Genomic DNA, 26,678 nt, shown 5'->3' on the forward strand with positions numbered 1-26,678 from the left:
GTTCAACAATATCTCGAAAACAAGGAACAGGAACATTTCCACTCTCAAATCCTTAAAAAAGGATACCCTTTAAAATAGACATGCGGATTTTAGGATCTATCGGGATTAGCGGGATCCGAAACCCAAAACTCAAAAGCCGAAGGCGCATTAGATTAAGTTGGTTAACTAATACCCCTCCTCCAGATCGATCGAGATTAACAGGGTCCAAGATCCGAGATTTAAAAGCGGAACACATTAAATTTTGATGTCCCGATAGCCATCAAGAAAAGCCAATCTGTATTCAGTGATTAGCCTGGAATTATGATCAAAGCCTCGCTCTCTTGTGGGGTTTATGATTCAAAAAAGAAAAATAGAGTGATAAGCTGCAGAATAGTGAACGATGGTTAGCTGTTTCTTCAATAAAACTGGTAAGATCTTCTACTACACGTTTACAACCTCATTATATTGAAATGAATAGGATTACGGAGTGGGATTTATCCTTGACTCCGAAAACTGCTATTGTGGAAATCTTGCTTGTTGAAATATGGTTTTGATGTTGAAAAGCTTAAGAGTTTAATATGAATAACTTACTAAATTAAAGACTCTGGATTTATTCCTTGTTTTACTCCTCGTAGGGGGTTTCAATTTTCCGAGGCTTTCCATAATCTAAAAGACAACCCCTTATTCATACCTCGTGGGCTTTTCTCGAGGTTCTTGCGTTAGATTGGTTAACTGATAGGGCTATTTTAAAATGTAGGAATTAGACGAAACACTTATCATAAAAATATGTTAAGATTAAAATAAATATTATGTTTGCAACTAATAACGAGTGCATTAGTTTCTCACCATTTTTATTAAAATCAATCATAAAATCGTTTTTTCAACGATAAAATTTGCGCTTCATCGATGAAAATTAAAATAAAATAGTACATTCGCACTTGTTGACGATGAAATTTGCGTTTCATCGAGTGTTTGGATGAGTCAAAATTATGCGTTTTAGAACTAAATTCATTGAAAACACAAATTTTTTAGAGTCATATTTTTATCATTATAGAATACAAATTTATATAAATACAGTTTCAAAATTTCCATCACAATAACCAATCACTATGAAAAAACTATTACTGTTACTTATCTTAATTACAGGTCATTCCCTTTTTGCACAAGTAGGGATAGGGACGGATATGCCAAATCCTTCCACGCAATTGGAAATAAAATCTTCCAACCGCGGTATTTTAATACCACAGGTGCCCTTGACTGGCAATACCGACCAAGCCACCATTACGGCTGGGAATTTGGAAAGTCTATTGGTCTATAACACCAATACCAATGCCACCCTTACTCCTGGATACTACTATTGGTATCAGGGCAGTTGGAATAGGTTGACAACGGAAAGTGATCTGCCGGAACATATTGTTTTGTGGGACATTGCCAACAATCAGTTTACCTATATTGATCAGAATGGTGATGTGCAAAGTATTGATCCTACTGATTTTCAGACATTGACCGCTCTTAGACTCAATCCAGATGGGCATACGTTGGATTATACCGATGAAAATGGTGATACTTACAGTATTGACCTTGAAGACGTCATTAAGAATTTTGAAACCTTAACGAGCATAGTCGCGAACAGTGACGGTTCATTTTCCTTCACCGATGAAGCTGGGGTAACAACTAGTATTGATATCGCCGATCTTGAGACTGTGACCTCAATCGCACTTAATCCAGACAACATCAACATTGACTATACCGATGAAAGTGGCGTAGTTACCCAATTGGATTTCACTCAGATCGTTAAGAATTTAGAAACACTGACGACTATCGTAGCCAATGCCGATGGTACGTTTACCTTTACCGATGAAAGTGGTGCGGCAACCACAATAGATGTTAGTAATCTTGAAACATTGACATCTATTGCACTAAATACCGACAATATCCACATTGATTATACGGATGAAAACGGCGTAGTTACACAATTGGATCTGACTCAGGTTGTCAAGAATTTAGAAACCCTGACGACTATTGTAGCCAACGCTGATGGAACTTTTACATTTACAGATGAGGCTGGGCTTGAAACCATAATAAATGTCAGCAGTCTTGAAACCTTAACCTCCATTGCTCTCAATCCAGATAACACCAACATCGATTATACAGATGAAAACGGTGTGGTTACCCAATTGGATTTCACCCAGATCGTTAAGAATTTAGAAACACTGACGACTATTGTAGCCAACGCCGATGGAACTTTTACATTTACAGATGAAGCTGGGGTCGAAACCATAATAAATGTCAGCAGTCTTGAAACCTTAACATCGATTGCTCTCAATCCAGATAACACCAACATCGATTATACGGATGAAAACGGCGTAGTTACCCAATTGGATCTGACTCAAGTTGTCAAGAACTTAGAAACCCTGACCACAATTGTAGCCAACGCCGATGGAACTTTTACATTTACAGATGAGGCTGGGCTCGAAACCATAATAAATGTCAGCAGTCTTGAAACCTTAACATCGATTGCTCTCAATCCAGATAACACCAACATCGATTATACGGATGAAAACGGTGTGGTTACCCAATTGGATTTCACTCAGCTTGTTAGAAATTTAGAAACCTTGACAACCGTAGCTGAAAATACCGATGGGACATTCACCTTCATGGATGAGGCTGGAAATCCTACAGTTATTGATATCAAAAACCTTGAAACCACAACAACTCTTGTGGATAATGGTGACGGGACAATGACTTATACCGATGAGGACAATGTTGAAACCATCATCAATTTGGCCAATGGTCCAAAAGGTGACGATGGAGATTCTGCTTACCAAGTTTGGTTGGATTTAGGAAACACCGGAACGGAACAGGATTTTATTGATTCTTTAAAAGGTGAAAAAGGTGATGATGGCGCTGATGGTACTGATGGAGTTGATGGCGTGGACGGTCTTTCTGCTTATGAAGTGTGGATCGCTGCGGGCAATACAGGAACAGAACAAGACTTTTTGAACTCATTAATTGGTGCTGACGGCAATGGCATTGATTCTATTGATAATAATGGCGATGGAACCTACACCATTACATTTACTGATGGTACGGATTTCACGACTTCCGATTTAACAGGTCCAAAAGGTGACGATGGAAAATCTGCTTATCAAGAATGGTTAGATTTAGGTAATACTGGAGATGAAGCTGCGTTTATTGCTTCTTTAAGAGGAGCTGGTGGGGATTCTGCTTATGACGAGTGGATAGCCGATGGTAATACAGGTTCTGTTCAAGACTTCCTAAATTCCTTAAAAGGAGACAAAGGTGATGATGGTACTTCTGTTACCGTAACTGATAATGGTGATGGAACTATAACAGTTAGTGATGGTACAAACAGTGTCATTGTATCTGATGGCGTTGATGGACAAGATGGGCAAGATGGTAATTCTGTTACAGTAACTGATAATGGTGACGGAACTGTGACGGTTAGTGATGGTACCAATGATGTCATTATATCTAAGGGAGCAGATGGTGTTGATGGTGTCGACGGAGATTCTGCGTTTGATATATGGATCGCAGCTGGTAACACAGGAACCGAACAAGACTTTTTGGACTCTTTAATTGGTGCTGCTGGAACAGATGGAATTGATGGTATTGATGGAATTGATGGAACTAATGGTGCTGATGGTGTTAACGGTACTTCTGCTTATGAAGAGTGGATTGCAGCTGGCAACACAGGAACAGAACAAGATTTCTTAGATTCTTTAATAGGAGCAGATGGAACTAATGGTGCTGATGGTGCTGATGGAATTGATGGTGTCGATGGAACTGATGGTACCAATGGTATTTCTGCTTATGAAGAGTGGATTGCAGCTGGCAATTCAGGTACGGAACAAGATTTCTTGGATTCTTTAATAGGAGCCGATGGGAATGACGGCGCTGATGGGAAATCTGCCTACCAAGTTTGGATAGATGCGGGAAATACAGGAACTGAACAGGCTTTTATCGATTCTCTAAAAGGAGAAGATGGTACTGATGGAGCTAACGGACAAGATGGTGCTTCTGTTACCGTAACAGATAATGGTGACGATACAGTCACAATTAGTGATGGTACAAACAGTGTAACAATATCTAAGGGAGTAGATGGTGCTTCTGCCTACGAGACGTGGATTGCAGCTGGTAACACAGGAACGGAACAAGAATTCTTGGATTCTCTTATAGGATCAGATGGGACTGACGGTGCTGACGGAACGAATGGTGTTGACGGTGCTTCTGCCTACGAGACGTGGATTGCAGATGGTAACACGGGAACAGAACAAGATTTCTTAGATTCTCTAATCGGAGCTGATGGAACAAATGGTACCAATGGTATTTCTGCTTATGAAGAGTGGATTGCAGTTGGTAACACAGGAACGGAACAAGAATTCTTGGATTCCCTTATAGGCTCAGATGGGACTGACGGTGCTGATGGAACGAATGGTGTTGACGGTGCTTCTGCCTACGAGACGTGGATCGCCGCTGGAAATACAGGTACAGAACAAGAATTCTTAGATTCTTTAATAGGAGCAGATGGGACTGACGGCGCTGATGGGAAATCTGCTTATCAAGAATGGATAGATTTAGGGAATTCTGGAAATGAGTTGGATTTCATTAATTCTTTAAAAGGAGATAAAGGTGATGATGGTGCCGATGGTGCTTCTGTTACCGTAACAGATAATGGTGACGATACCGTCACAATTAGTGATGGTACAAACAGTGTAACGATATCTAAGGGAGTAGATGGGATAGACGGACAAGATGGTATTGATGGTGTTGACGGAAATGGTATTGATACAATCATAAATAATGGAGATGGAACTTATACAATTAATTATACCGATGGAGGAAGTTTCACTACTTCAGATTTGAGGGGACCACAAGGTCCAGCAGGAATTGATGGCGCAGCTGGCAACGGCATTGCTTCCACTGTCAACAATGGAGATGGCACATTTACTATTACCTATACAGATGGAACTACTTTTACAACGGCTGATTTTACTGGTCCACAAGGAATTGCTGGTACAGATGGTACTGACGGCGCACAAGGAGATCAAGGTATTCAAGGAGAAGTTGGTCCAGCCGGAGTACAAGGTCCACAGGGTGAGCAAGGCCCAATAGGATTAACAGGTCCTGCAGGCGCGGATGGTACTGATGGAGCTACGGGTCCAGAAGGTCCGCAAGGCCCACAAGGTGATCAAGGTCCTCAAGGAGAAGTTGGTCCAGCAGGCCCACAAGGCCCACAAGGCGAACAGGGTCCAGCAGGTCCAGCCGGAGCACAAGGCCCGAAAGGTGATATAGGCGATCAAGGTCCACAAGGCGAACAAGGCGTAGCGGGTCCAGCAGGTCCACAGGGAATACCTGGTGTTGACGGAACAAATGGTGCAGATGGGAATAATGGTGCTACAGGTCCAGCAGGTCCACAAGGTCCAGCCGGAGTACAAGGTCCACAGGGTGAACAAGGCCCAGTAGGTCCAGCAGGTGCTGACGGTGCTATTGGTCCAGAAGGTCCATCAGGCCCACAAGGCGCAACTGGATTGACAGGTCCACAAGGTCCTGCAGGCGCGGATGGTACTGATGGTGCAGATGGTGAAAAGGGAGATCAAGGTGATCAAGGCATCCAGGGAATTCAAGGCCCGATCGGTTTAACAGGCCCAACGGGTGCTACAGGTCCTCAAGGCGAGACAGGTCCAGCGGGTGCAGATGGAGCGCCAGGTCCGAAAGGAGATACAGGAGATCAGGGAATTCAAGGTGAAGTTGGTCCAACTGGTCCAGTAGGTCCACAAGGAGATCAAGGTCCACAAGGAGAAAAGGGTGATCAAGGTGATCAAGGCATCCAGGGTCCACAAGGCCCAGTAGGTCCAACAGGTGCTGACGGTGCTACAGGTCCACAAGGTCCTGCAGGTACCGATGGAGCTACGGGTCCAGCAGGCCAACAAGGCCCACAAGGTGTCCCAGGAGCAACAGGCCCAATCGGTCCAGTTGGACCTATAGGAGCAACCGGAGCAACAGGTCCGGCTGGCGTTGGTGTATCATCGATTACCGACAATAATGATGGAACATTCACAATTCTTTACACAAATAATGAAACGTTTACATCTTCAGATTTAACGGGTCCAACAGGTCCAACAGGTCCAGAAGGCCCACAAGGTCCTTATGGTGTTGTAGATCCTAAAGATCTAACACCAGGTGACACCTCTATTACTGTTACAGACGGGACCGGAGCAACACTCGTAGATGCCAATATACGCGTTGCAGACGCTGGTATCACAAGCGTTAAGTTGGCAGATTTAGCAGTTACCCCTGCAAAAGTTCATGCTGATGTTGCAGGTGTCGGGATGGTCAAAAACACGTCAACCAATGCCTTGGACGTTCAAGCCAATAACGGATTAAACGTTGATGCTACAGCAGATGCTGTTCAATTGGGTGGGACGCTAATCAAGCCAACGGCAATCAATACAAGTGCTACAGCCACTTTAGCGGTGACTGGATTGCAAACTGGTACTTTTGAGGATAATATTATGGTGATAGACAGAACTTCCGGCGTAATAAAGCAGTTGAAAGCGGCCATGCCTACGTTCTTTTATATGCCATCAGTGGTTGTTTATACTGCTATAGATCAAGTGCCAACAGGTGACACTTTTGGAACTATCGACCTCTATGACAAATACAGTGATCAGTTTGGTTCACCGGTTGCTGCAAACCCAGGGGCTACGACTGCATTACCAGTATTGCCAGCCAGTGAGTTGGATTATTTTATCACATGGTATGATACTAGCGTATTTGAAAATGTAGCGGTTAGCAATGCAGGAGTATTGACCTATACGATCAGAGCTGGTGCAGATGTCACGATGGCTTCTTTTATGAACATTGTATTTTCTGTAAAACCTTAATTGACTATGAACTTTAAAACAAAGCCTATCATATTGGGTATAGCATTTGTATTGCTTGCAACTTATAGCAAGTTGCAAGCACAGTGCTACCCTGATGAAATAGTGACGGCCTCCTTTGCTACTGGTGGGTCAAGCCCTTATATCGATGATGTGTTGTGGTTGACTTGGGGGTCTACGAGCCAAGCTGACTACCCTCATGGAAGACATAATCGACCATTAGGCGTAGGGGCCAAATCCTATGCTTCCATTCCATTGGGACTTGATCAATGGCTGTGTATCGAAGCTGAGATCACGGCAATTACTGGAGACCAGATTCGATCATATGCTCCTGGAAACTACAGTGGAGATTATCTTGATGACCTGTATAATATTGGAGGGACTGGTGGTGACAATAAGTTGGTGTCAGGTATTAGAAACCTAACTGCTAATCGGACGCTCTCCATAACTATTGTTTGTAAAGCCACTATTGATGGAGTGCCTATACGGCTTTCAGGACTGGTAGTAGCAGATGCTGAGTCCTTAGCTTCTGGCGAATTTATCTATGCCACCGCTGACGGCGATTGGACCTTAGTGGAGGTGAAGAAAAATACAAGTCGAGCGGCGTATGACGTTCGAAAAGAGATTGTAAATGAAGGAGGAGTTCCCAGCACCAAGAGAACCATGAAGTTTCTTAGAGGAAATGACCATGAAACCATGGCGGTATCTTTTTTAAAGTTCAATGAATCTGCCTATAATAAGACTGTGAGCAATCCAGATCTATCAGTGACCATTGATGCAGCTATTAGAGGAGGTGGATTAACCGCCATCGCCTTGGGTTTATTGCCTCCCGACGTGGATGGGGGAGATGCACCAGAAACTTATGGCTATCCAATGCACCTGATTCAAAGATTGAATTTTAGCGGGGATGGTATTGCACCAGTAGCAGCAGGAAGTACTGCTGCGACCAACATTAACACCAACGCCTACCAACCAGGTGCATTAATTCCGAATGATGAACTAAGTCATTTGGGCAGCACGGCTCCTGATACGGAACGGATTGCGCTATATTCAAATGATGCGATGGGCGATAATAACCATGGTCCTGCAGGAACACTTGAAGAAGATGCTTGGCCAGACGAACACAAAGAATATTCTTATAAGGTGTACGTTCCAAACTCCAAAATCAATGCGACTATACCTTATAGTAGTCGTAGCGATGGTTATATTGCCGGATGGATAGACTTTGATCGAAGCGGTACTTTCGATCCCGATGAAAAAATAGAGGTTTTTGCGCCTTCAACTGGAGGTAATCCAGGAAATGTGGTCATGGAATGGACAGTTCCGCCGTCGCGCATAGCCTATGGTACATTTATAAGACTGAGACTTTCAGAAACGCCCAATATAAGTCCTACCGAAACGATAAATACCGGAGAGGTAGAAGATCATAAGCTGCATATTTTAATTCCTGCGGTAACCAATCCCATGATTCATAGTAGAGGAAAATTTAATAATTAATCATGAAAAAATCTTTTTTACATATAAGCGTTTTCCTGCTCCTTACTTCCAATATGATGGCTCAGACCAGCAATGGAGGGATACTTTACATCAGTGAAGCTACCCAGTTTTCAACAGTCGAGCGTTTTGACAACCTGGCTACGGGTTCGTATTTTAACGATGGGGATGCGTTCATCTACAACCACTTTAATAACGATGGTATCGTAGATTTTCATTTAAATACTGGATTGACCAGGTTTATCGGAAGTGCAGACCAGATGCTCAGTGGTACAAATATCAGCTACCTTTATAATGTTTATTTCAACAATTCCAGTCACGCCGTCCCGTTCCAGTTATTGGGACATTTGCATATCAGTGGCGAATCCGATTTTTATGATGGCATCGTGGACAACGACAATTTTGGTGGCGAAATCACTTTCAATACCAACGCCTTCCATATCAACACTTCAGATGACAGCCATGTGGACGGTCCCGTAAACAAACTGGGCGATGGAGAATTTACCTTCCCTATCGGTGATGGTGGGTACTATCGTTTTGCAGGGATTTCCGATCCCGAGAACACCGACGCGTTTTTTGAGGGCAAATACTTTTTTGAGAATTCCGATCCGCTTTACCCACATGCACTCAAGGCTGGGGTGATCAAGGAAATTGACAACCAGGAATACTGGACCATTGAAAAGAACAGCAGCAATACCGATAACGGACTGATTACACTGTCTTGGAGAGATGTGACCACACCTGCTTCCATGATTGCTGGTGCAGAGCTGGGCGACCTGACCATTGTACGCTGGAACGCCGCCACAAACATGTGGGTGGACGAAGGTGGTGCGATAGATATCGATAACCAGACCGTCACTACGGCAGTCAACGATTATGGGGTCTTTACCTTTGCTCGTGTCAAATCTGATCTGGTACTGCCGTGCAACATTGTCGTCTATAACTCGGTGACGCCCAATGGCGATGGCAAGAACGATTTTTTCCTGATCGATCTGTCCAACAGCAACCAGTGCGCCAAAAACCTAAAGGTACAGGTGTTCAACCGCTGGGGAGTTAGGGTCTTTGAAACCAATGATTACGGAGTCAACGGCAATGTGTTTGATGGCTTTTCTTCTGGACGTTTGACCTTGAAAAACTCTGAAAAATTACCCTTTGGTACCTACTATTATATTCTTGAATATCAATATGGTGTAGACGCGGAACAAAATTTTCATAAACAAGCAGGATTTTTATACCTAAGTTCTGAATAACATGAATCGAATTCTTATGACTATCAAAAAATCAAATCTTCTTGTGCTCGTACTGTTTGGAAGCCTGCTGTTCATGTTGCCTTCTGCCCAGGCGCAACAGGACTCCCAGTACACCCAATATATGTACAATACCATAAGTGTCAATCCGGCCTATGCAGGTTCACGTGGCTCTTTAAGTATGCTTGGGGTTTATCGCAACCAATGGGTAGGTCTGGATGGTGCTCCAAAAACACTTAATTTTTCAATGCACTCGCCCATAGGTGTGAGAGGTGTTGGATTGGGACTTGGATTTACCAGCGATCAGATCGGTCCCTCTTCGGAGAGTCTGATCACTGCAGATTTTTCCTATACCATACCTATGGCAAACGATTTAAAACTGTCCTTTGGGATGAAGGGCGGGGTCTCAATATGGAGCCTGGACCCGAACAAATTGAATATTTACGATCCCAACGACTATGATCTTAGACAACAGAATAACAGTTCGCCCGTGGTTGGCGTCGGACTTTATCTGCATACCGAAAAGTGGTATGTAGGGCTGTCATCGCCCAATATGTTGGAGACCGAACATTACGACGATGTCCAAGTGTCCACCGCTACCGAAAAAACCCACGTTTATTTAATAGGAGGTTATGTGTTTGATATCAACCCTAATTTTAAGCTGAAACCGGCCATTTTAGCCAAAGCAGTCGTAGGTGCACCCCTGGCCCTTGATTTTTCGGCCAATGCCCTATTGAACGATAGCTTTACGTTAGGACTGGCATATCGCTTGGATGCTGCAGTAAGTGCTTTGGCAGGGTTCCAGATCTCAGAACATATTATGATAGGCTATTCCTATGATTATGATACCACGGCGCTGGGGAATTATAATGATGGTTCTCACGAGATATTTCTGCGTTTCGAACTTGGCACCAGAATGAGGGCGAAAGTGAATCCAAGATTCTTTTAATTGTATTTAAAAAAGATGTCATGAAAAATAGTATTACCATATATAGTTTCTTTCTGTTTTTTCTCGGTTTTTCGAGTTTGACCTTGGTCCTGGGACAGGATAAAAAAATGGAAAAAGCTGCCGAGAACTATGAGCAATTGGATTATGTCAATGCCCAAAAGATCTATCTGGCCGTTGCAGAAAAAGGTCATCGCTCCGAAGAACTTTTTACAAAATTGGCCAATAGTTATTATTTTAACGCCCAATACGATCAGGCGGTAAAATGGTACGGAAGCCTATTCGAACTGAACCCAGAACCTGAAAACGACATTGTCTATCTCCGTTATTCCCAAGCTTTAAAGGCTACGGGGGATGCTAATAAGGCTTCAGATTATTTTGATGTTTTCACTTCTAAAAGCGGCCTAAAAACTGCAAAAAACGCTCGAAACTACGCAGATCTCATTCAACAGAACTCAGGAAGATATGATATGGAAGCCCTTTCAAAGGTCTACGATGAAGAGAAGATCTCCTTTGGCTATTTTAAATCGGGGAATATCCTTTATTACGCTTCAACTAGCGACACTAAAACATTTTTAAATAAGAGGAGTGCTTGGGACGGACTTAGCTTTTTGTCACTTTACAGCATCGAACTCGATTCCCTGAACCAGGCCCTTGGCCATTCCGAAAAACTTACCGGGAGCCTAAACAGTAAGTTTCACGAATCGTCACCTGTATTTACAGCGGATAACAATACGATGTATTTTACACGAAGCAATATCACAGCCAAGAATAGAAAAGACGATCAAAAATTAAAGATTTATAGATCAGAAAAGATAAACAACAAATGGCAGACAGCTGAGGAACTATCCATTAATAGCGACCATTTTTCTACCGCACACCCAGCATTGAGCCCAAATGGGACAAAACTTTATTTTTCATCGGACCGACCTGGAGGATTTGGAGAGTCAGATCTTTATGTAGCCACTATCAATACCGATGGAAGCATAGGCGAACCCGTTAATTTGGGTCCTGAAATTAATACGAGAGGTAAAGAGACCTTCCCGTTTATTTCTGCTGACCATGAACTTTATTTCTCATCCGATGGCCATTTTGGATTGGGAGGTTTGGATGTGTTCTATGTGAAAATTAAAAACGATGGCTTCGGCAACCTGTTGAATGTTGGCGCTCCAATCAACACCTATGCCGATGATTTTGCGTTTGGTATCGATCAGTCCACGCGCAGGGGCTTTATAAGTTCCAACCGTTCAGAAGCTGACGGTACGTTTGTTTACGATAATATTTATACGTTTCTCGAGACAGCGCCAATCATCGATGTTTATTTTGCACAGATCCAAGGTTTGGTTACTGACAAACAGACCGGATTGCCAATTGAAGACGCTATTATTGTGTTGACCGATTCCAGCAATAAAATCTATAAGCAGGTTCGCTCCAACGCTGAAGGCTTTTATACGGTCGAAACCGATAAATTTGATTCCTATTTTGTAAAAGCTACTAAAGAAAGATATGATTCTGATGAGTATCTGTCCAAGGCAAATCTGGAACATCAGCGGATCGATTTCCAATTGCAGACCAACGAAGTTCCTTTAGTTACAGGAACCGACCTTGCTAAGGTGCTGAACATCCCGATCATTTACTTTGATTTTGATAAATCCGATATTCGACAGGATGCCCAAGTAGAATTGGAAAAAGTATTAGCTGTTCTTAATGAATATCCCAACCTGAGATTGGAGATTCGTTCGCATACCGACAGTAGAGGAAATGATGCCTATAATCAAAAACTTTCCCAGCGCCGTGCGACCTCTACGCTTAAATACTTGGTTGATAATGGCATCCCGGAATCGAGATTGCAAGCCGTTGGATTCGGAGAAAGCAGGTTGGTGAACAAATGTAGCAATGGTGTCCCATGTTCTGCGGATGAGCATCAGGAAAATAGACGCTCAGAGTTTATCATTATAGATTAGAAATAGTCCCGCAGTTTTCGCAGAGATGAGAAACCTGATGGGATCATTCAAAAATTAGAGTGTTTCATTATTATTGAAAACAAATTAAAATTTTTCGAAAACGTTTAAAAAACCGAAGCATTGTCTTCGGTTTTTTAAGTTTTTTTAAAACCCCGAAACCCAAAAGGATGTGTGTTTAAATTGTAGATTGAACGTATTCTATTATCCTATAAAATTGGTAAGACTAACGACAACTCGAATATTAATTATTCCAAACCAATTAAACCAATAGAAGGATCAATACGAAAAAGAGTTTAAAACTGAAACTTAAGATTCAATTTGGATTATTGTCTTTGGGCGAGAACTAGAAAACCGATGCGTCGTATCAATTGTGCATTAATCTGTAATTTATTTTTGAGGTAGATTCGCTTTTGCATAAAACCCTATATTAGCATATAAACCAATTTACCTTGAGTACTGTAAAACTTTTTATCTCCGAGAATTTTAAGGAACTGCTCCAGTTTATAAAAAGTATTAGTTTTTCAAAGGCCATCCGTGTGGGTATTGCGGTTACTTTACCTGTACTTATAGGCATAGAGCTTGGATATCTTGAAATTGGATTGGCCCTGAGCTTTGGTGCATTTTGGAGTTCGCCCAGCGATGTTATCGGCAGTTTCCGTCATAAAAAGTTAGGCATTCTTATTTCCGCGACATTGGTTATGATTGTCAGTTTCATAAAGGGCTATCTACATTTCGAACTCTGGCTGTTACTTCCGGTATTGGGGCTGATCACTTTTGCCATCGCTTTAATTTCGGTTTATGGTTTTCGTGCTTCGCTCATTAGTTTTACCGGTCTTTTGGCCTTTGTATTGAGTTTTTCACTCGAATCCGAGCTGGAAATCTATCAGTATGCTCTGTTGTTGGGAGCGGGCGGACTTTGGTATCTGCTCCTGTCCAAGCTTTGGTATCGCATCAACCCAAAGGCGGAAACCGAAGAGTATTTGTCCGTGACTTATTTGCTTACCGCAGAATTTATAGAAACACGAGGGAAGTTAATGGACCCTAATGAGGACCACGTAAAATTGCAGTCTCAATTACTGAAACTACAAAGTGATCTTACCACGAACCATGAAACTCTCAGGGAGATCTTGATACTTTCAAGAAAGGCTTCCGGTTGGTCGAATTATCAGAATAAACGCCTGTTGATATTTGCCCAATTGATAGAAATGCTGGAAACAGCCATTGCAAATCCGGTGAATTATGATCGGATGGATGCGCTCTTTACCGCCCATCCGCAATACGTTAAAAGATTTCAGGATCTGATTTTTGAGATGTCTTCTCAATTACGGATGATTTCAGAAGCGGGAAATGACCATAGGAAATTGCCAAAGAACGCTGCTATGAGCGAATGTTTTGAAAACGTAAGACATGAGGTGGCCTTACTTCGTGAAACCGAGTATTACGAGGAATACCTTATGCTTCAAAATCTGCTTGAATATCAAGAAAAACAGTCCGAAAAGCTTAAAAGAATAAAAAAGCTTTTGGGAGACCATACTATTGCCGAAACCGATTTTATAGATAGTAAAAAAGCCAGGCGCTTTATCGCACCCCAAGATTATGATCCTACGCTGTACTTTAGGAGTTTTAGTTTTAAGTCTACCATTTTTAGACATTCGGTACGGTTGGCGGTTACAGTAATGATTGGTTATGCGCTGGGTTCGATCTTTGCCTTTCAGAATCCATACTCTATTTTGTTGATCATTATTGTCATCATGCGCCCCAGCTACGGACTCACAAGAAACCGAGCTAAGGATCGTATGATTGGGACACTTATTGGCGGAGCGATTGCCTTTGGCGTGGTTTTTCTCATTCAGAATCCGTATGTATACGCCATTATGGGCATCATTTCATTGGTATTTGCCATCTCCTTGGTTCAAAAAAACTATAAGGCTTCAGCGACTTTCATCACGTTGAGTGTGGTCTTTATTTATGCCATTCTTATCCCTGATGTCTTGGACTTAATAAAATTCCGCATCTTGGACACGCTTGTTGGAGCAGGACTGTCTTATGCAGCGCTGCTGTGGCTTTGGCCTTCTTGGGAATTCGTTGAAATGAAGGAGAGTATCGAAAAAAGTGTGAATGCCAACAAGGATTTCCTCCATAAAATTACTGAATATTATCGACTGAAAGGAAACATCCCAACTTCCTACAATATAGCCCGTAAACAAGCCTTTTTGGAAACCTCCAATCTGAGCTCTGCTTTTCAGCGTATGACACAGGAACCCAAGTCGAAACAAAGGGAAATGGATAAAGTTTACGAACTGGTCGTCTTGAACCATAATTTTTTAGCTTCGTTGGCTTCCTTAAGCACCTACATAAAGCACTACGATACTACTGAGGCCTCCGAACGTTTCATAACTGCCACAGAAAAGATAGAGAATAACTTAGAGCGTGTCGTTCAATGCCTGCAAAATAAGACCTGTGACGGCCCAACGGTATTTTCTGATAACGATCATCTTTTTGAGACACAGTTGCCAACCATCAATTCTTTAGAAATTAGCAATTTGGGATCTCAGAATAAAGAAACCGTACGTGGACTTCAAGAGGCCCATCTGGTTTGGGAGCAATTGGAATGGCTGTTTTCAATCAGCTGTAAAATGCTCAAATTGGCCGAATCAGTGGAGCTGGATTGATGTTCATTGAAGTTGGTTCGTTTTTATATTTAATACCATAAACACAAATATTACAGGTCTGAATCTAGGTTTAGTTGAGTAATGGAGTAATTTTGAATTACTTTTGCTTACATCATTGTTGGAAGCTTTTATTTTTCAAATAATAACACGTTGCATGATCCGAATTTCACACTCAAAAAACAATCTGAATCTATTTCTATTATTTTTTTGTATTGCATTCTCACAAGTGGTTTTTGCTCAAGAAAAGAAACCGAAAGTGGCGTTGGTTTTAAGTGGAGGAGGAGCAAAGGGGATTGCGCATATCCGCACGCTTCAATTATTGGATTCTTTGCATATTGTTCCAGACTTAATAGTCGGCAATAGTATGGGAAGTATTGTTGGTGGACTTTATTCAATGGGATATTCAGGCGATAGTATTGCCAACCTTACAAAAAATGCAAATTGGGAAAAGTTATTGGGAGGAAGAGTGTCACTGAATAAGGTTGGCGCTGAAGAAAAGAGCGAGTATAATAAGTATTTAATTGAATTGGATTTTAAAAATGGTAATATCAATACAGGCCTCTATATTCTTAACGATCAAAATTTAAGAGAGTTTATTGCTTTCCTTGCTGTTCCAAGTTACGAGATTGAACAGTTTGATGATTTGCCCATACCTTTTAGGGCGGTTGCAACTGATATCATAAATGGAGAGGAGGTTATTTTAGACCAAGGTTCTCTTGCAGTTGCAATGCGTGCTAGTATGTCAATTCCGGGAGTCTTTTCGCCGGTCCGATATAAGAATACGCTTTTGGTCGATGGAGGATTGCTAAATAATTTCCCTGCGGATATTGCTAAAAATTTAGGTGCAGATATCATCATCGGGAGTGATGTAGGCGACGATCCTAAAACGATAGAAAGCCTAAATAGTATTAGTACCTTACTTTTTCAAGGGACGATGATGAATAGTAATAAAAAACGGCCGGCAAACCGTGAACTTTGTGATATACTCATTGATCATGCCCCTTATTTAACGCATTCAACGTCAGACTTTTTCAAGGCGAACGCCATTTATGAAGAGGGTAAGGTGGCTGCGAATCAACAAATTGATGCTTTGACTGCTTTATCAAATAGATTGAAAAATTTTGAACAGAGGAAGCATGAACTTCCAGTCACTAAAACCGAATTTGTATTTGATACCATAGTCTATCAAGATATTAGTAAATCTAATTTGGCACTTGTTAAAGCCAGAACTGCCATTGAACCTAATGAAGAATATACGACACAAGATATTGAAGATGGTTTAGGTAGAGCTATGGGCACTACTATTTTTAAAGACATTGAATTTGCACGCTTAAGAGATGATGGTCAATTTGGTCTCGTTTTAAAAGGTGTTGAAAAATCAAAGCACCAAATCAAAGGCTCGTTGCATTTTGACGGTTATCGTGGTGCTGGACTGATTGCCAATTATACAGGTAGAAATATTATAGGCGAAGCGTCTCGTTCTATCATTACTTTGGATATAGCCAAGCAACCAAAAGCAAGAGTACAATATCAGAAGAATTTTGGAAGTGATAGGGACTGGTGGTGGCGAACGGAAGTTTTTGGTCAACTTCTTGAGCAAAAAATATTTATTGAAGGTAAAAATGTCGATGAGGTCAAATTAAATTATTTTGAATTTGACAATCAAATCAATAGAAACTTAAGTTCATTAAAAAGCTATGCTGGATTTGGAATCAAACATGAATACACACAATTAAAACCGACCATCGATCCAGAGGTTAAAAATAATATTCTAAGTCTAAAAAAGTATAGTTTTTCAACTTATGAGTTGTATGCGCATTTTAAATATAGCAATTTGAACGATGTGCTGTACCCTACCAAAGGCAGTCAAATTCAAGCTGTTTTATCAAGGGCGTTGTATAATAATATCCAAGTCAATTATATAAATCCGAGTGTTGTGAAGGTTGATGTGACTGGCAATAACTACACCAAGTTGAGTGTGGGCTTTGAAGAACGGGTTCCTATTACGCCTAACTTCACTGGAATTATAAGCCTAAATTCTGGTTTTCTATTTGAAGATCATACCCAAGATGACGATTTTCTCTTTTCTACTTTTGGTTATGGCGCAAAATACTTTTTGGGAGGAAATATTATAGATCCAAGAAGTGACAATTATACATTTTCTGGCTTAACGGAAAGCGAGTTGGCAGTCAGTCAATTTATAAAGGTTGGTCTTGGGCTTCAAATAAAATCGATCCGTAATTTATTTTTTACGCCCCATATAGAAATGGCTTCTGTAGGTTATGGAACCTTTGATGATTATATTCCCAATGCTTTTTCTGGTAAAGGGAAGTGGGAGAATTATGGGGAACCCAGTTTCTTGGCTTCGGTTGGAACCATGGTTTCTTATAAATCAATTCTTGGCCCTGTGAATTTTGATATATCATGGGTCAATAGTACCAATAATGTTAGATTTTTTATCGGCATAGGTTTCCCTCTAAATCGCTCTAACTGATAGGGACGTTTTGGCCTTCTTACAAAAGGATTAGATTGGTGTCGAATATTTTGACTTCGAAGTAAAAGTTTTCAATCTGAATATAGTCTATGTCCTAAAACTCAGTTTCTTGGCCAACCAACTTCCAACCAGCCCGAGTAACTTCCAATTTCATAATCAGACTGGTCACCAAAGTTTCTAATAAATTTTCTTGATTGCCGATGGTTGCTACTTCTACTTGAATGATGATTTCTTCAGGATTTGATTCTATAGCATCCCTATTAATTGAGCGCAGAAGTAATTGATCGTTAGTTTCAATGTGGCTGATTAACCAAAGTCGGACGTTCGATTCTATACTCAAAGAACACTGAATAGAGACCTGATAGTAGGTTTCTTTAACTTTAGTTTTACGATATGCTGAGATTTTTGATAATCGAATGCTTATTGGTCGCAGAATTAAATGTGTTAAAACCACGGCAGTGGTAGTCACCATTGCTCCAGCGAAAAACCCCATTCCTGCTAAAGTTCCAACCGCTGCCGAACACCAAATAGTAGCTGCGGTGTTCAGCCCTTTAACTCCAAATCCATCTTTCATTATAACGCCGGCGCCAATAAATCCGATGCCCGTGACTATCTGAGCCGTAACTCTGCCTGGATCGCCCCCTGCAAGACTATGAAGATCTAAAGATAATAGCACATACGATGCCGCACCGATTGCTACCAAGGTATTGGTTCTTAATCCAGCATCTTTTTGCTGCCACTGTCGCTCAAATCCGATAATTCCGCCCAACAAAAATGCAGCGCCAATGCGAAAAATGTATTCGGCTATCTCTACAGATCCGTCCATATAATTACTTATTTATTGTTCAAAACCGTTAGGATGAATAGAATTTGAAGATATCCTCCATTAAAATTCAAAACGCGAAAAACCAATTACAAACATAATCATAAGCTATCATAACTCAAATATCAACTCAATGACTTTTTAGCAAAAAATGAAATGATCATTCCCGGTATGGACAAAGCAATAGCAAGGTAAATTAAACTCATTGGAGAGTAAATCCCGAGCAATAGTCCTGCAGCAGAAGATGCGATCATAATGGATAAGTTGAAGACTGAAGACTGAACGGATGTGGCCACGTCTTTTGCCGTTTCTACCTGTCTGCTTACGGCAGCTTGCAATAAGGTAACTAGTGGCCCAAACGATAGCCCCCATAAAAAGAAAGCAAAATGACCCATGCCGGTTGTTCTTCCGAACATTAGGAAAATAACCATAGAAATGATCAGCAAGCCAAACATGGCTATGGTTAACAGTCTCAAATATTTGTCGGTATATTTTATGGCCAACAGTACAGAAATCAAGGAGCCTATACCAAAAAACAATAAGGCACTCTCAACACCACCTGCCAACTGAATTTCATCAACAAGACTTGTGATATACACATAAACACCATAGTGTGCTATAACGCCAAGTAGCGTAAGCAGTAAAACAATTAAAACTTCCGGTATTTTTAACAGTGCAAATGGCGATGAGCTTTTAGTTAATTTCTCTCCTGGAATTGATGGCAATGCAAAGAAACTAATTAACGCAATTACAATGATAAAAGCTCCAAGTCCAATAAATTCGGTTCGCCAACCATAATCATTTCCGATAGAGGTCATTATTGGCATTCCAATACTAATGCCTAATGTTGTTCCTGCACTTGACTGTTTCATAGGGAAATAGGACTGTAAGACATAGGGATTAAGACAACATTAATTTTTCTGTCAAAAACAGTTATATTTCAATATTGTTTTATCCTACGCCTTACAGTCGTAAGTTCTTTTTCAGCTTCTTTAAGACTGGTGATTATTTGAATTATTTCAGATAGGCAGAATACATCCAAACTAATTTTTCTTGTTCACTAATGTAATCGCTCATCAATGCATTGGTTCCTTCGTCTTCTGCGTCTGCTGACAATTCCAGAATTTCTCGTTGCAGGATGATAATGATTTTAAATGATTCAAGAGTATCTTTCATATCCTGGATCCCATCAGCTACTTCAGAGCTTTCTTTGATTTTTGCTTCTTTCTGATAGATAGAGAATTTGTGGTTTGGTGTGTGACCAAGCGTTCGAATTCGTTCTGCTACCTCATCAATTTTGATAAATAAATCTTCGTAAAGTTCTTGGAACTTGTCGTGTAATTCGAAGAATTTATCGCCTTTAATATTCCAATGGTAGCCTCTGACGTTTTGATAAAAGATGGAATAATCTGCTAAAAGTTCATTGAGTTTTTCTGCGAGTGCTTTGGATTTTTCTATGTCTAATCCAATCGAATTTAATTTTGCCATTTTTTTTAGTTTTAAATTTATAATATAATTAATTAATTAACGGTTGATATCAACCAATATTTTTACTTCAGACGGGTCTTTGGTAAGTGCCTCAAAACCTTTTTCTACGATTTCATCCAATGAAATCACGCTGGTAATTAATTTTTCAACGGGTAATCTACCGCTGCTGATCAAAGCAATAGTCTCTGGAAAGATGTTGCGATAGGCAGCTGTTCCAATGATGGTCAACTCTCTTAAGGTTTGATTTAAGGCGTCATGGGTCACATTTTTACCAAAGAGGGCGACAAGGACAGCCGTACCGCCATTTCGTAAGCTATTGATGCCCGTGTCAAACGTTGCCTGTACACCTGCAGCATCGATAAAAACATCAACGCCATGACCCGTTATTTCTTTGATTTTTTGAGTAATGTCCTTGTCTTTTGCGTTAAAAGTATGGGTAGCCCCAATTTCTTTAGCCTTTTTCAATCTGTTTTCAGAAAGGTCTGAAACGAAAATTTGAGAAGCACCAGTTGCCAAAGCCACTTGAACGGTTAATAAACCAATGGGACCTGCCCCTATGATGAATACAGTATCTCCCAATTTCATGCCACTGCGTTGTACTGCGTATGCTGCCACCGCCGCAGGCTCTACAATCGCGCCTTGTTCAAAAGTCATGGAATCGGGCATTTTGTGTACCATATAGTCTTCTACCACGACATGTTTTGCAAAGGCACCATTGGAGGTCAATCCGACAAAGCCGAGTGGCTCCGAAAGGTTATATTCTCCGGTGACTATAAAAGGACTTTCTGGATTCCTAAAAATAGGTTCTACCGTTACTCGGTCGCCTTTTTTTATGTTTTTTACGTTGTTGCCTATTTCTTCAACGACGCCCGAAAACTCGTGTCCAAGGGTTGTGGTTCCCTGGTGCCCGTTAAGAGCGTAGGGTTCATCAACCGGGATTAGTTGAGGACCGTCGTTGTACTCATGCAAATCTGATCCGCATATTCCGGCAAATTTTACTGCAATCTTTACTTGATTTTCTTTTGGTGAAGGAACTTTAGTTTCTTCTACTCTTATATCTTTCGCTTTATGCCAGCGTGCGGCTTTCATCATCTTCATAATTCTATCTTTTTTATATTTTAAATACCACCCAATTGCCCAAGTTAAACTTTATGAGTAATTTGTAATTTAGTGGTTCAGATTTTTTATGGTCCACATAGAACCATTTTTTGTCGTATGCTTCTCTAATTTGCCTTTCTCAACAAGCTCATTTAATTGTTTTTCACTATCGCTCCTTGGAGTTCCTGAAAGTTCGGAAAACTCTTTTGCGGTAAGGGTAGGGTATATTGAGAAAAGATTTTCCCAATTTTTACTATATTCACTTTTCGTTGCGTTAGGATTCAATTTTAGAATGGCCATTTCATAAAAAGCATAAGGTCTGGTGCCATAAACGGTTTCTTGATTGCCAGCATCATCAACAAAAAACATGGTTGGAAATCCTCTTACCCCCAATTCTTGTCCTAACTTTAAATCTTCCTGGAATAAGCCCTTGGCTTTACCTTCAAAATCCGTTTTTAATTGTTCTACATTTAATCCAACCTTATTAGCTGCTATGGCCAAGTTTTCCCATTTAGCCATGTTTTTCTTTTTTAAAAACATCATTTCGCGCATTTCACGCATGAATGAAATGGCCTTTTGGTTATCTTGTAATTGTGCAGCTTTGAATGCAATAGATGAAGGGTAAGAAGAATCCATTGGATCTTCTAGCCAAAGATCTCCATCTATAGGCATATCGTAATGTATACTCACTTCATCCCAATGGCTAGCAACATCTGAAGGAGAACTTATGCCACCGCTATTATAATTCCAATCTGGCAATAAACCACCCATTCTGTAATCGATTTCAACGGCATCGCCATACTCTAACTTAAGCTTACGTAGTTGAGGTTCAATGCCCCAACAAGACGAACAAATTGGATCCGTATAATAAATGATTCGGATGGATTTTTTGTCTGAAGAAACTTTGTTTCCAGAAGTGCTTTCGGATATGCTATCTGTGGTTTCACACATTCCGGTTTCTATGTCGCATATAAGCGGATTATTTTTTAAGGTCTCGTTGTTCATAATATTAAGTTTTAATTGTTTATATCATTCAACATTTCTTCTTTTTTCTTCGCTGTTGACTGATTATTACAAATATACGGAAAATAAGTGTATATTTGATATGTAATTTCTTTTAGAAAGTACTTTCCATAAGGATACTACCGCTGAGGATTTTACATTTAATCTAATACTTTCAAAAAAAATAGAACAATGAAAAAGAAATCGTTCATAAATGATAATCCAGTCTGCCAAATTAGAATGCAAGCCATCAGCGATACGATGGGCATTTTATCCGGAAAATGGAAATTCCATATTTTAGGCACGCTCATAGAAGGCCATAAACTTGGATTTATGGACTTGTTGAGAGAAATTGACGGCATTGGCAGTAAGATGCTTTCCAAAGAACTTCAAGACCTGGAGCTGAACCACTTGGTTAGTCGAACAGTCATGAATACAAAGCCAATAACTGTTGAATATGCCGTTACTGAATACGGTGCAACGCTCTCTCCACTTATCAATGAGTTAACAAAATGGGGGATTGCCTATAGACAATCAATTCACGGATCAACCAGTGAAATTAACAAAGGACTAAAAGACGTATGACTTCGGTCAAGACTATATTTTTGAGGTTCAACGTTAATGGTTTTACTTCTTTCGATAATATTATCGATAAAATTCCCACCGCGTATTTTTTTTAAATTCCTTTGAAGGATAGTGTCAAAAAAAAAATTACGGATTGAGTTAATTATAGCACTTCGATATGCTTTCCGGTTTTGACAATAATCGTCTAATTCACTCTTCCTCTCATAAAATGACCTACATCTCTAATTTTAAAACTCGCGATGTTGGATTTTACGAATGGCATTTCATTTAAAATTTCAATAGCTTCTTCCTCACTTTCGGCATTCATAAAATAAACTGTAAAGTTTTTTATCGATTCGTCGTATGGAGCATTCTTGTAAGCATTTTCAAGAACACCTTCTTCATAAAGCTTAAAATCTGCATCAAATTGTTTTTTAATATCTTGAGGATCTATGTCGTTGTAGGGTTTCAATAAATCCCAAACGACTACATAGGCGTTTTGCTTTTTAAGCAAGACATCCTCGGCTTTTTCACTTTGACCAAACAAAAAATTACCAACAGGTATTAATTCAAATGTCCCAATATTGTTGCTCCTAAAAACAGTTTGGTCGAGTACATTTTTGGCCTTGTCTATATCTGTTGCACGAATAAAATAAGCTATAGTGGGTATGATCTGGTCACCGACTGTCTGTCCGTCAACATTATAGTATAGATTTTCAACGATTCCTTCTTCCCAGAGTTTATTTAATTGGGATGCTTGCTGACTAATATTGTCATTAAATTTTTGCGCATTTTCAGTGATAAGGGAAGGAATCACCGCATAAGTATTGATTACTTCATTGGAAACCGAATCGTTTTGAAGTTCGGGTTCTACGGATTGATTTTCAGTCTTATTTTTGCAGCTTACAAGAAACAGTAGATTAAGTATTAACAGGGATGTGAAAAATTTCTTCATTTATTTTGAATTAGAGTTAGACTTAGTTTTCCATCGTCCTGTGGAAGATCATATCTGTTATTTATTCCCACGATTGGGTTTTAATTTCGAGGCTTACCTCGATTAAAAAGATAATTTCTTATTGATATCTCGTGGGCCTATCCGTCCATGTCGGGCGGATGAGCCCACGAGGTTTTTGATTTTACTGCGCTAAATAGCCGCCATCAACGGGATAATATGCACCCGTGACAAAGGATGCTTTAGAAGATGCAAGCCAAAGGATCAATTCTGCTATTTCTTCTGATTCGCCTAGCCTTCCCATGGGGTGCAAACTTACGAGCCCATCCATGGTTTCGTCATCAAGAGCATTGGTTACCAACGGAGTTTTAACATAACCAGGGCCAATGGAATTTATTCGAATATTTTGGTCAGCATAATCCAAAGCCGCTGCTTTTGTTAAACCTACAACACCATGTTTTGCGGCAACATAGGCTGGTGAACCTTTAGTACCTGCCTGCCCTAAAATAGAGGCTACGTTTATGATAGATCCGCCTTTCTGACGCATTGCCGGAATCTGGTAACGGAGTCCATAAAACACTCCTGATAAGTTGATGTCAATTACCTTTTGCCATCCATCCAACGGATATTCTCCAGTAGGAGCGATGGGCCCTCCTATACCGGCATTGTTTACCGCTATGTCCAAGCCACCATATTTCTTCAAAGTGCCTTCAACCAGTGATTCATGACCTTCGGGCTTGGAAGAATCGGATTGAATAAAGAATCCTTCACCTCCCGCATTTATTATTTCACTTACAACCGATTTGCCATTTTTTTCATCGATGTCTGAAACGACCACTTTGGCGCCCTCTTTTGCTAACAAGAGTGCTGTTGCGCGTCCGATTCCAGAACCTGCCCCGGTGATAATGGCGATTTTATTTTCTAAATTTTTCATTTTGTATTTTTTCCTTTTACTTCTTCCGAGGCTGCAAATTCTTCCATTTTTGTGATCAAATCATTTTCGACGGTATAGATCTGAACCCAATTCTGTTTCAATTCCCTGCCTGATCGTTTTACTCTTTGATGCTCTCTACCTCTGACAACCACCATATTTCCTTCAACAATATATTGTAGAGGTTCAAAGTTGATGATTTCGGTTCTCTCCATAATATTGGTAAAAAACGTTCTCACACCTTCCTTTTTTTCAAAGGATCCTGCCGGAATAATATGGGTGCCGTGGTAAATCCAGACGGTGTCGTCGGAAACTGTGGCCACGAATTTTTCCACATCACCACTGCTGAAAGCAGAGAACATATTTTCTACTACTGTTTTTGCTGAATTTTTCATTTTTAACGGTTTCCGTATTACTGTTTAGCAAACTGTAGGTGAGCTACAATGTTGACATCTTTTCCAACACCGGCAGCAGCTGGGTCGTAATTGATATTATAGTCAAATCGATTAATGGTCGTTGTGGCCTTTAAACCTAATTTCTGACCTTTGTCACTTGTAACCGTACCACCATAATGCACATCAAAGATTACGTCTTTCGTAACATCCTTTATGGTCAACTTTCCGTATAATAAATACTCGTTCGGTTTGCCTGTGGCTAAAATCTTGCTGCCTTTAAAAGTCATGTTTGGAAATTTTTCGACATCAAAAAAATCGGTACTTCTCAAATGATTGTCCCTGTTTTCTACACTGGTGTCGATACTATTTACTTTGACATTAAAATCAAAATTGGCATCGGTAAGTGCTTCTCCATCGGTAGTTAGATTACCTGTATATTCCTGAAATTTCCCATTCACAATACTAATTCCAGAATGTGAAATATTGAAGTTTAAAGAAGAATGGTAAGGGTCCACTTTCCATTGTGTTTGTGCAAATGAACTTATTGTAAAGAATAGTACTGCAACTAATGACATAAAATTTTTCATTGTGTTTAATTTTTAAATGTTAAGTATTGATTTAATTTTTCTTTATTCAAGAGAATTTGTTGATGACAGTCACCATCAATTTAAAAAAATTTAATTTCAGAATTCAACCAATATTAGTCTTTCAAGAGTTGTAATTTTTTAATGAACTAACAACTCTATTATCTAAATTTTTGAAACCCTGTTAGTGTTTGGTATGTGTATTCACCCATTCCTCGAAGGCTCCCATGAAATCCTTCAAGAAGTCTTTGGTGGAGTCGTTTGTCAGCTTTCCATTATCGTCAAAAAGATCTGCGGCGCCTCCAATGTAGGCTTCTGGCTGTGCCATGGCGGGTACATTGACAAAAGTTAACGACTGTCTCAAATGATGATTGGCTCCAAAACCACTAATGGCACCAATAGAAACACTCACAATAGCCGCCGGTTTTCCGTCCCACGAATTTTTGCCATAAGGACGTGAACCTACATCAATTGCATTTTTTAGAACACCTGGAACCGACCGGTTGTATTCGGGTGTAGCGAAGAGGAGTCCATCTGCAGCTCTAATTTTTTCACGCAAGGCTACCCATTCTTTTGGTGGATTTGCTTCTAAGTCTTCATTGAACATTGGAAGACCTGTTATGTCCAAAAGTTCCATATTAAATGATTCTGGTGCCATTGCCATCAATGTTTTGGCTGTTTTTAAATTGAAAGACTCCTTACGAAGACTTCCTACGATAACTGCGATGTTGTGTTTTTTCATAAATTTGATATTATTTTTAATGTTGATATAATTGATTTCACTTATCTCACTAAGATAAGAATTTCAATACCCACTAAATTAATTTTATTATAGTTTATAAGTAGTTTAACATTTGAGGTTTTCGTACAATTTCCACCAGTGTGTATTCTTATACCCCGAGGTTCCTGCCCCATTTCAAACACTACTAAAGTTTGAGAATCAAAAGATAATACCTCTAATATAGGGTCTTTCTCCCGCAATGACAATGACCTACATCATTTGGCTTGATTCTTCAAAAAAAATATATTTTGGAAAAGCTGGGCGCCTACCAATTGTAAAGCATCGTTTGGAGGCTGTCTGTGTGTTATTCACCAAGCCGTAAGGCTTTACCTATATAATGGTCGTCCAAATGAAAGTCA

Annotated in this window: 18 protein-coding genes; 8 read left to right on the top strand and 10 right to left on the bottom strand. The window is 40.2% G+C overall.

The window, feature by feature from the left end:
* Window positions 1–1,088 precede the first annotated feature (1,088 nt).
* The 7 genes from J4051_RS16290 to J4051_RS16320 all read left to right on the top strand — a co-directional run bounded on the left by J4051_RS16290 (window position 1,089) and on the right by J4051_RS16320 (window position 17,701).
* Complete coding sequence (locus J4051_RS16290; protein ID WP_208234940.1) at window positions 1,089–6,887, top strand: hypothetical protein; 5,799 nt, start codon at window positions 1,089–1,091, stop codon at window positions 6,885–6,887.
* 6 nt (window positions 6,888–6,893) lie between these two features.
* Entirely contained in the window at window positions 6,894–8,381 is a 1,488-nt protein-coding gene (locus J4051_RS16295) for a CshA/CshB family fibrillar adhesin-related protein (RefSeq protein ID WP_208234941.1), read from the top strand.
* A gap of 2 nt (window positions 8,382–8,383) precedes the next feature.
* A complete protein-coding gene (locus J4051_RS16300) occupies window positions 8,384–9,628 on the top strand; it encodes a gliding motility-associated C-terminal domain-containing protein (protein ID WP_208234942.1) in 1,245 nt (414 codons plus the stop codon).
* A gap of 16 nt (window positions 9,629–9,644) precedes the next feature.
* Window positions 9,645–10,574 (top strand): PorP/SprF family type IX secretion system membrane protein, encoded by a 930-nt coding sequence (locus tag J4051_RS16305; RefSeq protein ID WP_208234943.1) that lies wholly within the window; start codon window positions 9,645–9,647, stop codon window positions 10,572–10,574.
* Window positions 10,575–10,594: 20 nt separating this feature from the next.
* Entirely contained in the window at window positions 10,595–12,535 is a 1,941-nt protein-coding gene (locus J4051_RS16310; protein WP_208234944.1) for an OmpA family protein, read from the top strand.
* 449 nt (window positions 12,536–12,984) lie between these two features.
* A complete protein-coding gene (locus J4051_RS16315) occupies window positions 12,985–15,207 on the top strand; it encodes an FUSC family protein (RefSeq protein WP_208234945.1) in 2,223 nt (740 codons plus the stop codon).
* A 154-nt stretch (window positions 15,208–15,361) separates the two neighbouring features.
* On the top strand, window positions 15,362–17,701 hold the full coding sequence (locus J4051_RS16320; RefSeq protein WP_208234946.1) for a patatin-like phospholipase family protein: 2,340 nt from the start codon (window positions 15,362–15,364) through the stop codon (window positions 17,699–17,701).
* A gap of 94 nt (window positions 17,702–17,795) precedes the next feature.
* On the opposite strand, the gene J4051_RS16325 is transcribed toward J4051_RS16320, so the two are convergent.
* The 5 genes from J4051_RS16325 to J4051_RS16345 form a co-directional block, all read right to left on the bottom strand.
* Window positions 17,796–18,527, bottom strand: coding sequence for an MgtC/SapB family protein (locus J4051_RS16325; RefSeq protein WP_208234947.1), 732 nt, complete (start codon window positions 18,525–18,527; stop codon window positions 17,796–17,798).
* 122 nt (window positions 18,528–18,649) lie between these two features.
* The gene (locus J4051_RS16330; protein WP_236027560.1) at window positions 18,650–19,396 is read right to left on the bottom strand and encodes an MFS transporter; all 747 of its coding nucleotides are present in this window, start codon (window positions 19,394–19,396) and stop codon (window positions 18,650–18,652) included.
* A gap of 142 nt (window positions 19,397–19,538) precedes the next feature.
* A complete protein-coding gene (locus J4051_RS16335) occupies window positions 19,539–20,012 on the bottom strand; it encodes a Dps family protein (protein WP_208234948.1) in 474 nt (157 codons plus the stop codon).
* A gap of 36 nt (window positions 20,013–20,048) precedes the next feature.
* Complete coding sequence (locus J4051_RS16340; RefSeq protein ID WP_208234949.1) at window positions 20,049–21,110, bottom strand: 2,3-butanediol dehydrogenase; 1,062 nt, start codon at window positions 21,108–21,110, stop codon at window positions 20,049–20,051.
* Between the two features lie 69 nt (window positions 21,111–21,179).
* The gene (locus tag J4051_RS16345) at window positions 21,180–22,115 is read right to left on the bottom strand and encodes a DsbA family protein (protein WP_208234950.1); all 936 of its coding nucleotides are present in this window, start codon (window positions 22,113–22,115) and stop codon (window positions 21,180–21,182) included.
* 189 nt (window positions 22,116–22,304) lie between these two features.
* Between J4051_RS16345 and J4051_RS16350 the strand changes: the two genes are divergently transcribed.
* Window positions 22,305–22,697, top strand: a complete 393-nt coding sequence (locus J4051_RS16350; RefSeq protein WP_208234951.1) for a winged helix-turn-helix transcriptional regulator — start codon at window positions 22,305–22,307, stop codon at window positions 22,695–22,697.
* 184 nt (window positions 22,698–22,881) lie between these two features.
* Here the strand turns inward: J4051_RS16350 and J4051_RS16355 are convergent, their stop codons facing one another.
* The 5 genes from J4051_RS16355 to J4051_RS16375 all read right to left on the bottom strand — a co-directional run bounded on the left by J4051_RS16355 (window position 22,882) and on the right by J4051_RS16375 (window position 26,280).
* A complete protein-coding gene (locus tag J4051_RS16355) occupies window positions 22,882–23,631 on the bottom strand; it encodes a hypothetical protein (protein WP_208234952.1) in 750 nt (249 codons plus the stop codon).
* A 181-nt stretch (window positions 23,632–23,812) separates the two neighbouring features.
* On the bottom strand, window positions 23,813–24,562 hold the full coding sequence (locus J4051_RS16360) for an SDR family NAD(P)-dependent oxidoreductase (RefSeq protein ID WP_208234953.1): 750 nt from the start codon (window positions 24,560–24,562) through the stop codon (window positions 23,813–23,815).
* Window positions 24,559–24,954: a nuclear transport factor 2 family protein gene (locus J4051_RS16365; protein ID WP_208234954.1), complete on the bottom strand. Its 396-nt coding sequence runs from the start codon at window positions 24,952–24,954 to the stop codon at window positions 24,559–24,561. The genes J4051_RS16360 and J4051_RS16365 overlap by 4 nt, the downstream gene beginning before the upstream one ends.
* Before the next feature lie 17 nt (window positions 24,955–24,971).
* On the bottom strand, window positions 24,972–25,541 hold the full coding sequence (locus J4051_RS16370) for a YceI family protein (RefSeq protein ID WP_208234955.1): 570 nt from the start codon (window positions 25,539–25,541) through the stop codon (window positions 24,972–24,974).
* 181 nt (window positions 25,542–25,722) lie between these two features.
* Complete coding sequence (locus tag J4051_RS16375) at window positions 25,723–26,280, bottom strand: NADPH-dependent FMN reductase (RefSeq protein WP_208234956.1); 558 nt, start codon at window positions 26,278–26,280, stop codon at window positions 25,723–25,725.
* Window positions 26,281–26,678: the final 398 nt, after the last annotated feature.

Source organism: Gelidibacter pelagius, assembly GCF_017581925.1.
Classification (GTDB): Bacteria; Bacteroidota; Bacteroidia; order Flavobacteriales; family Flavobacteriaceae; genus Gelidibacter; species Gelidibacter pelagius.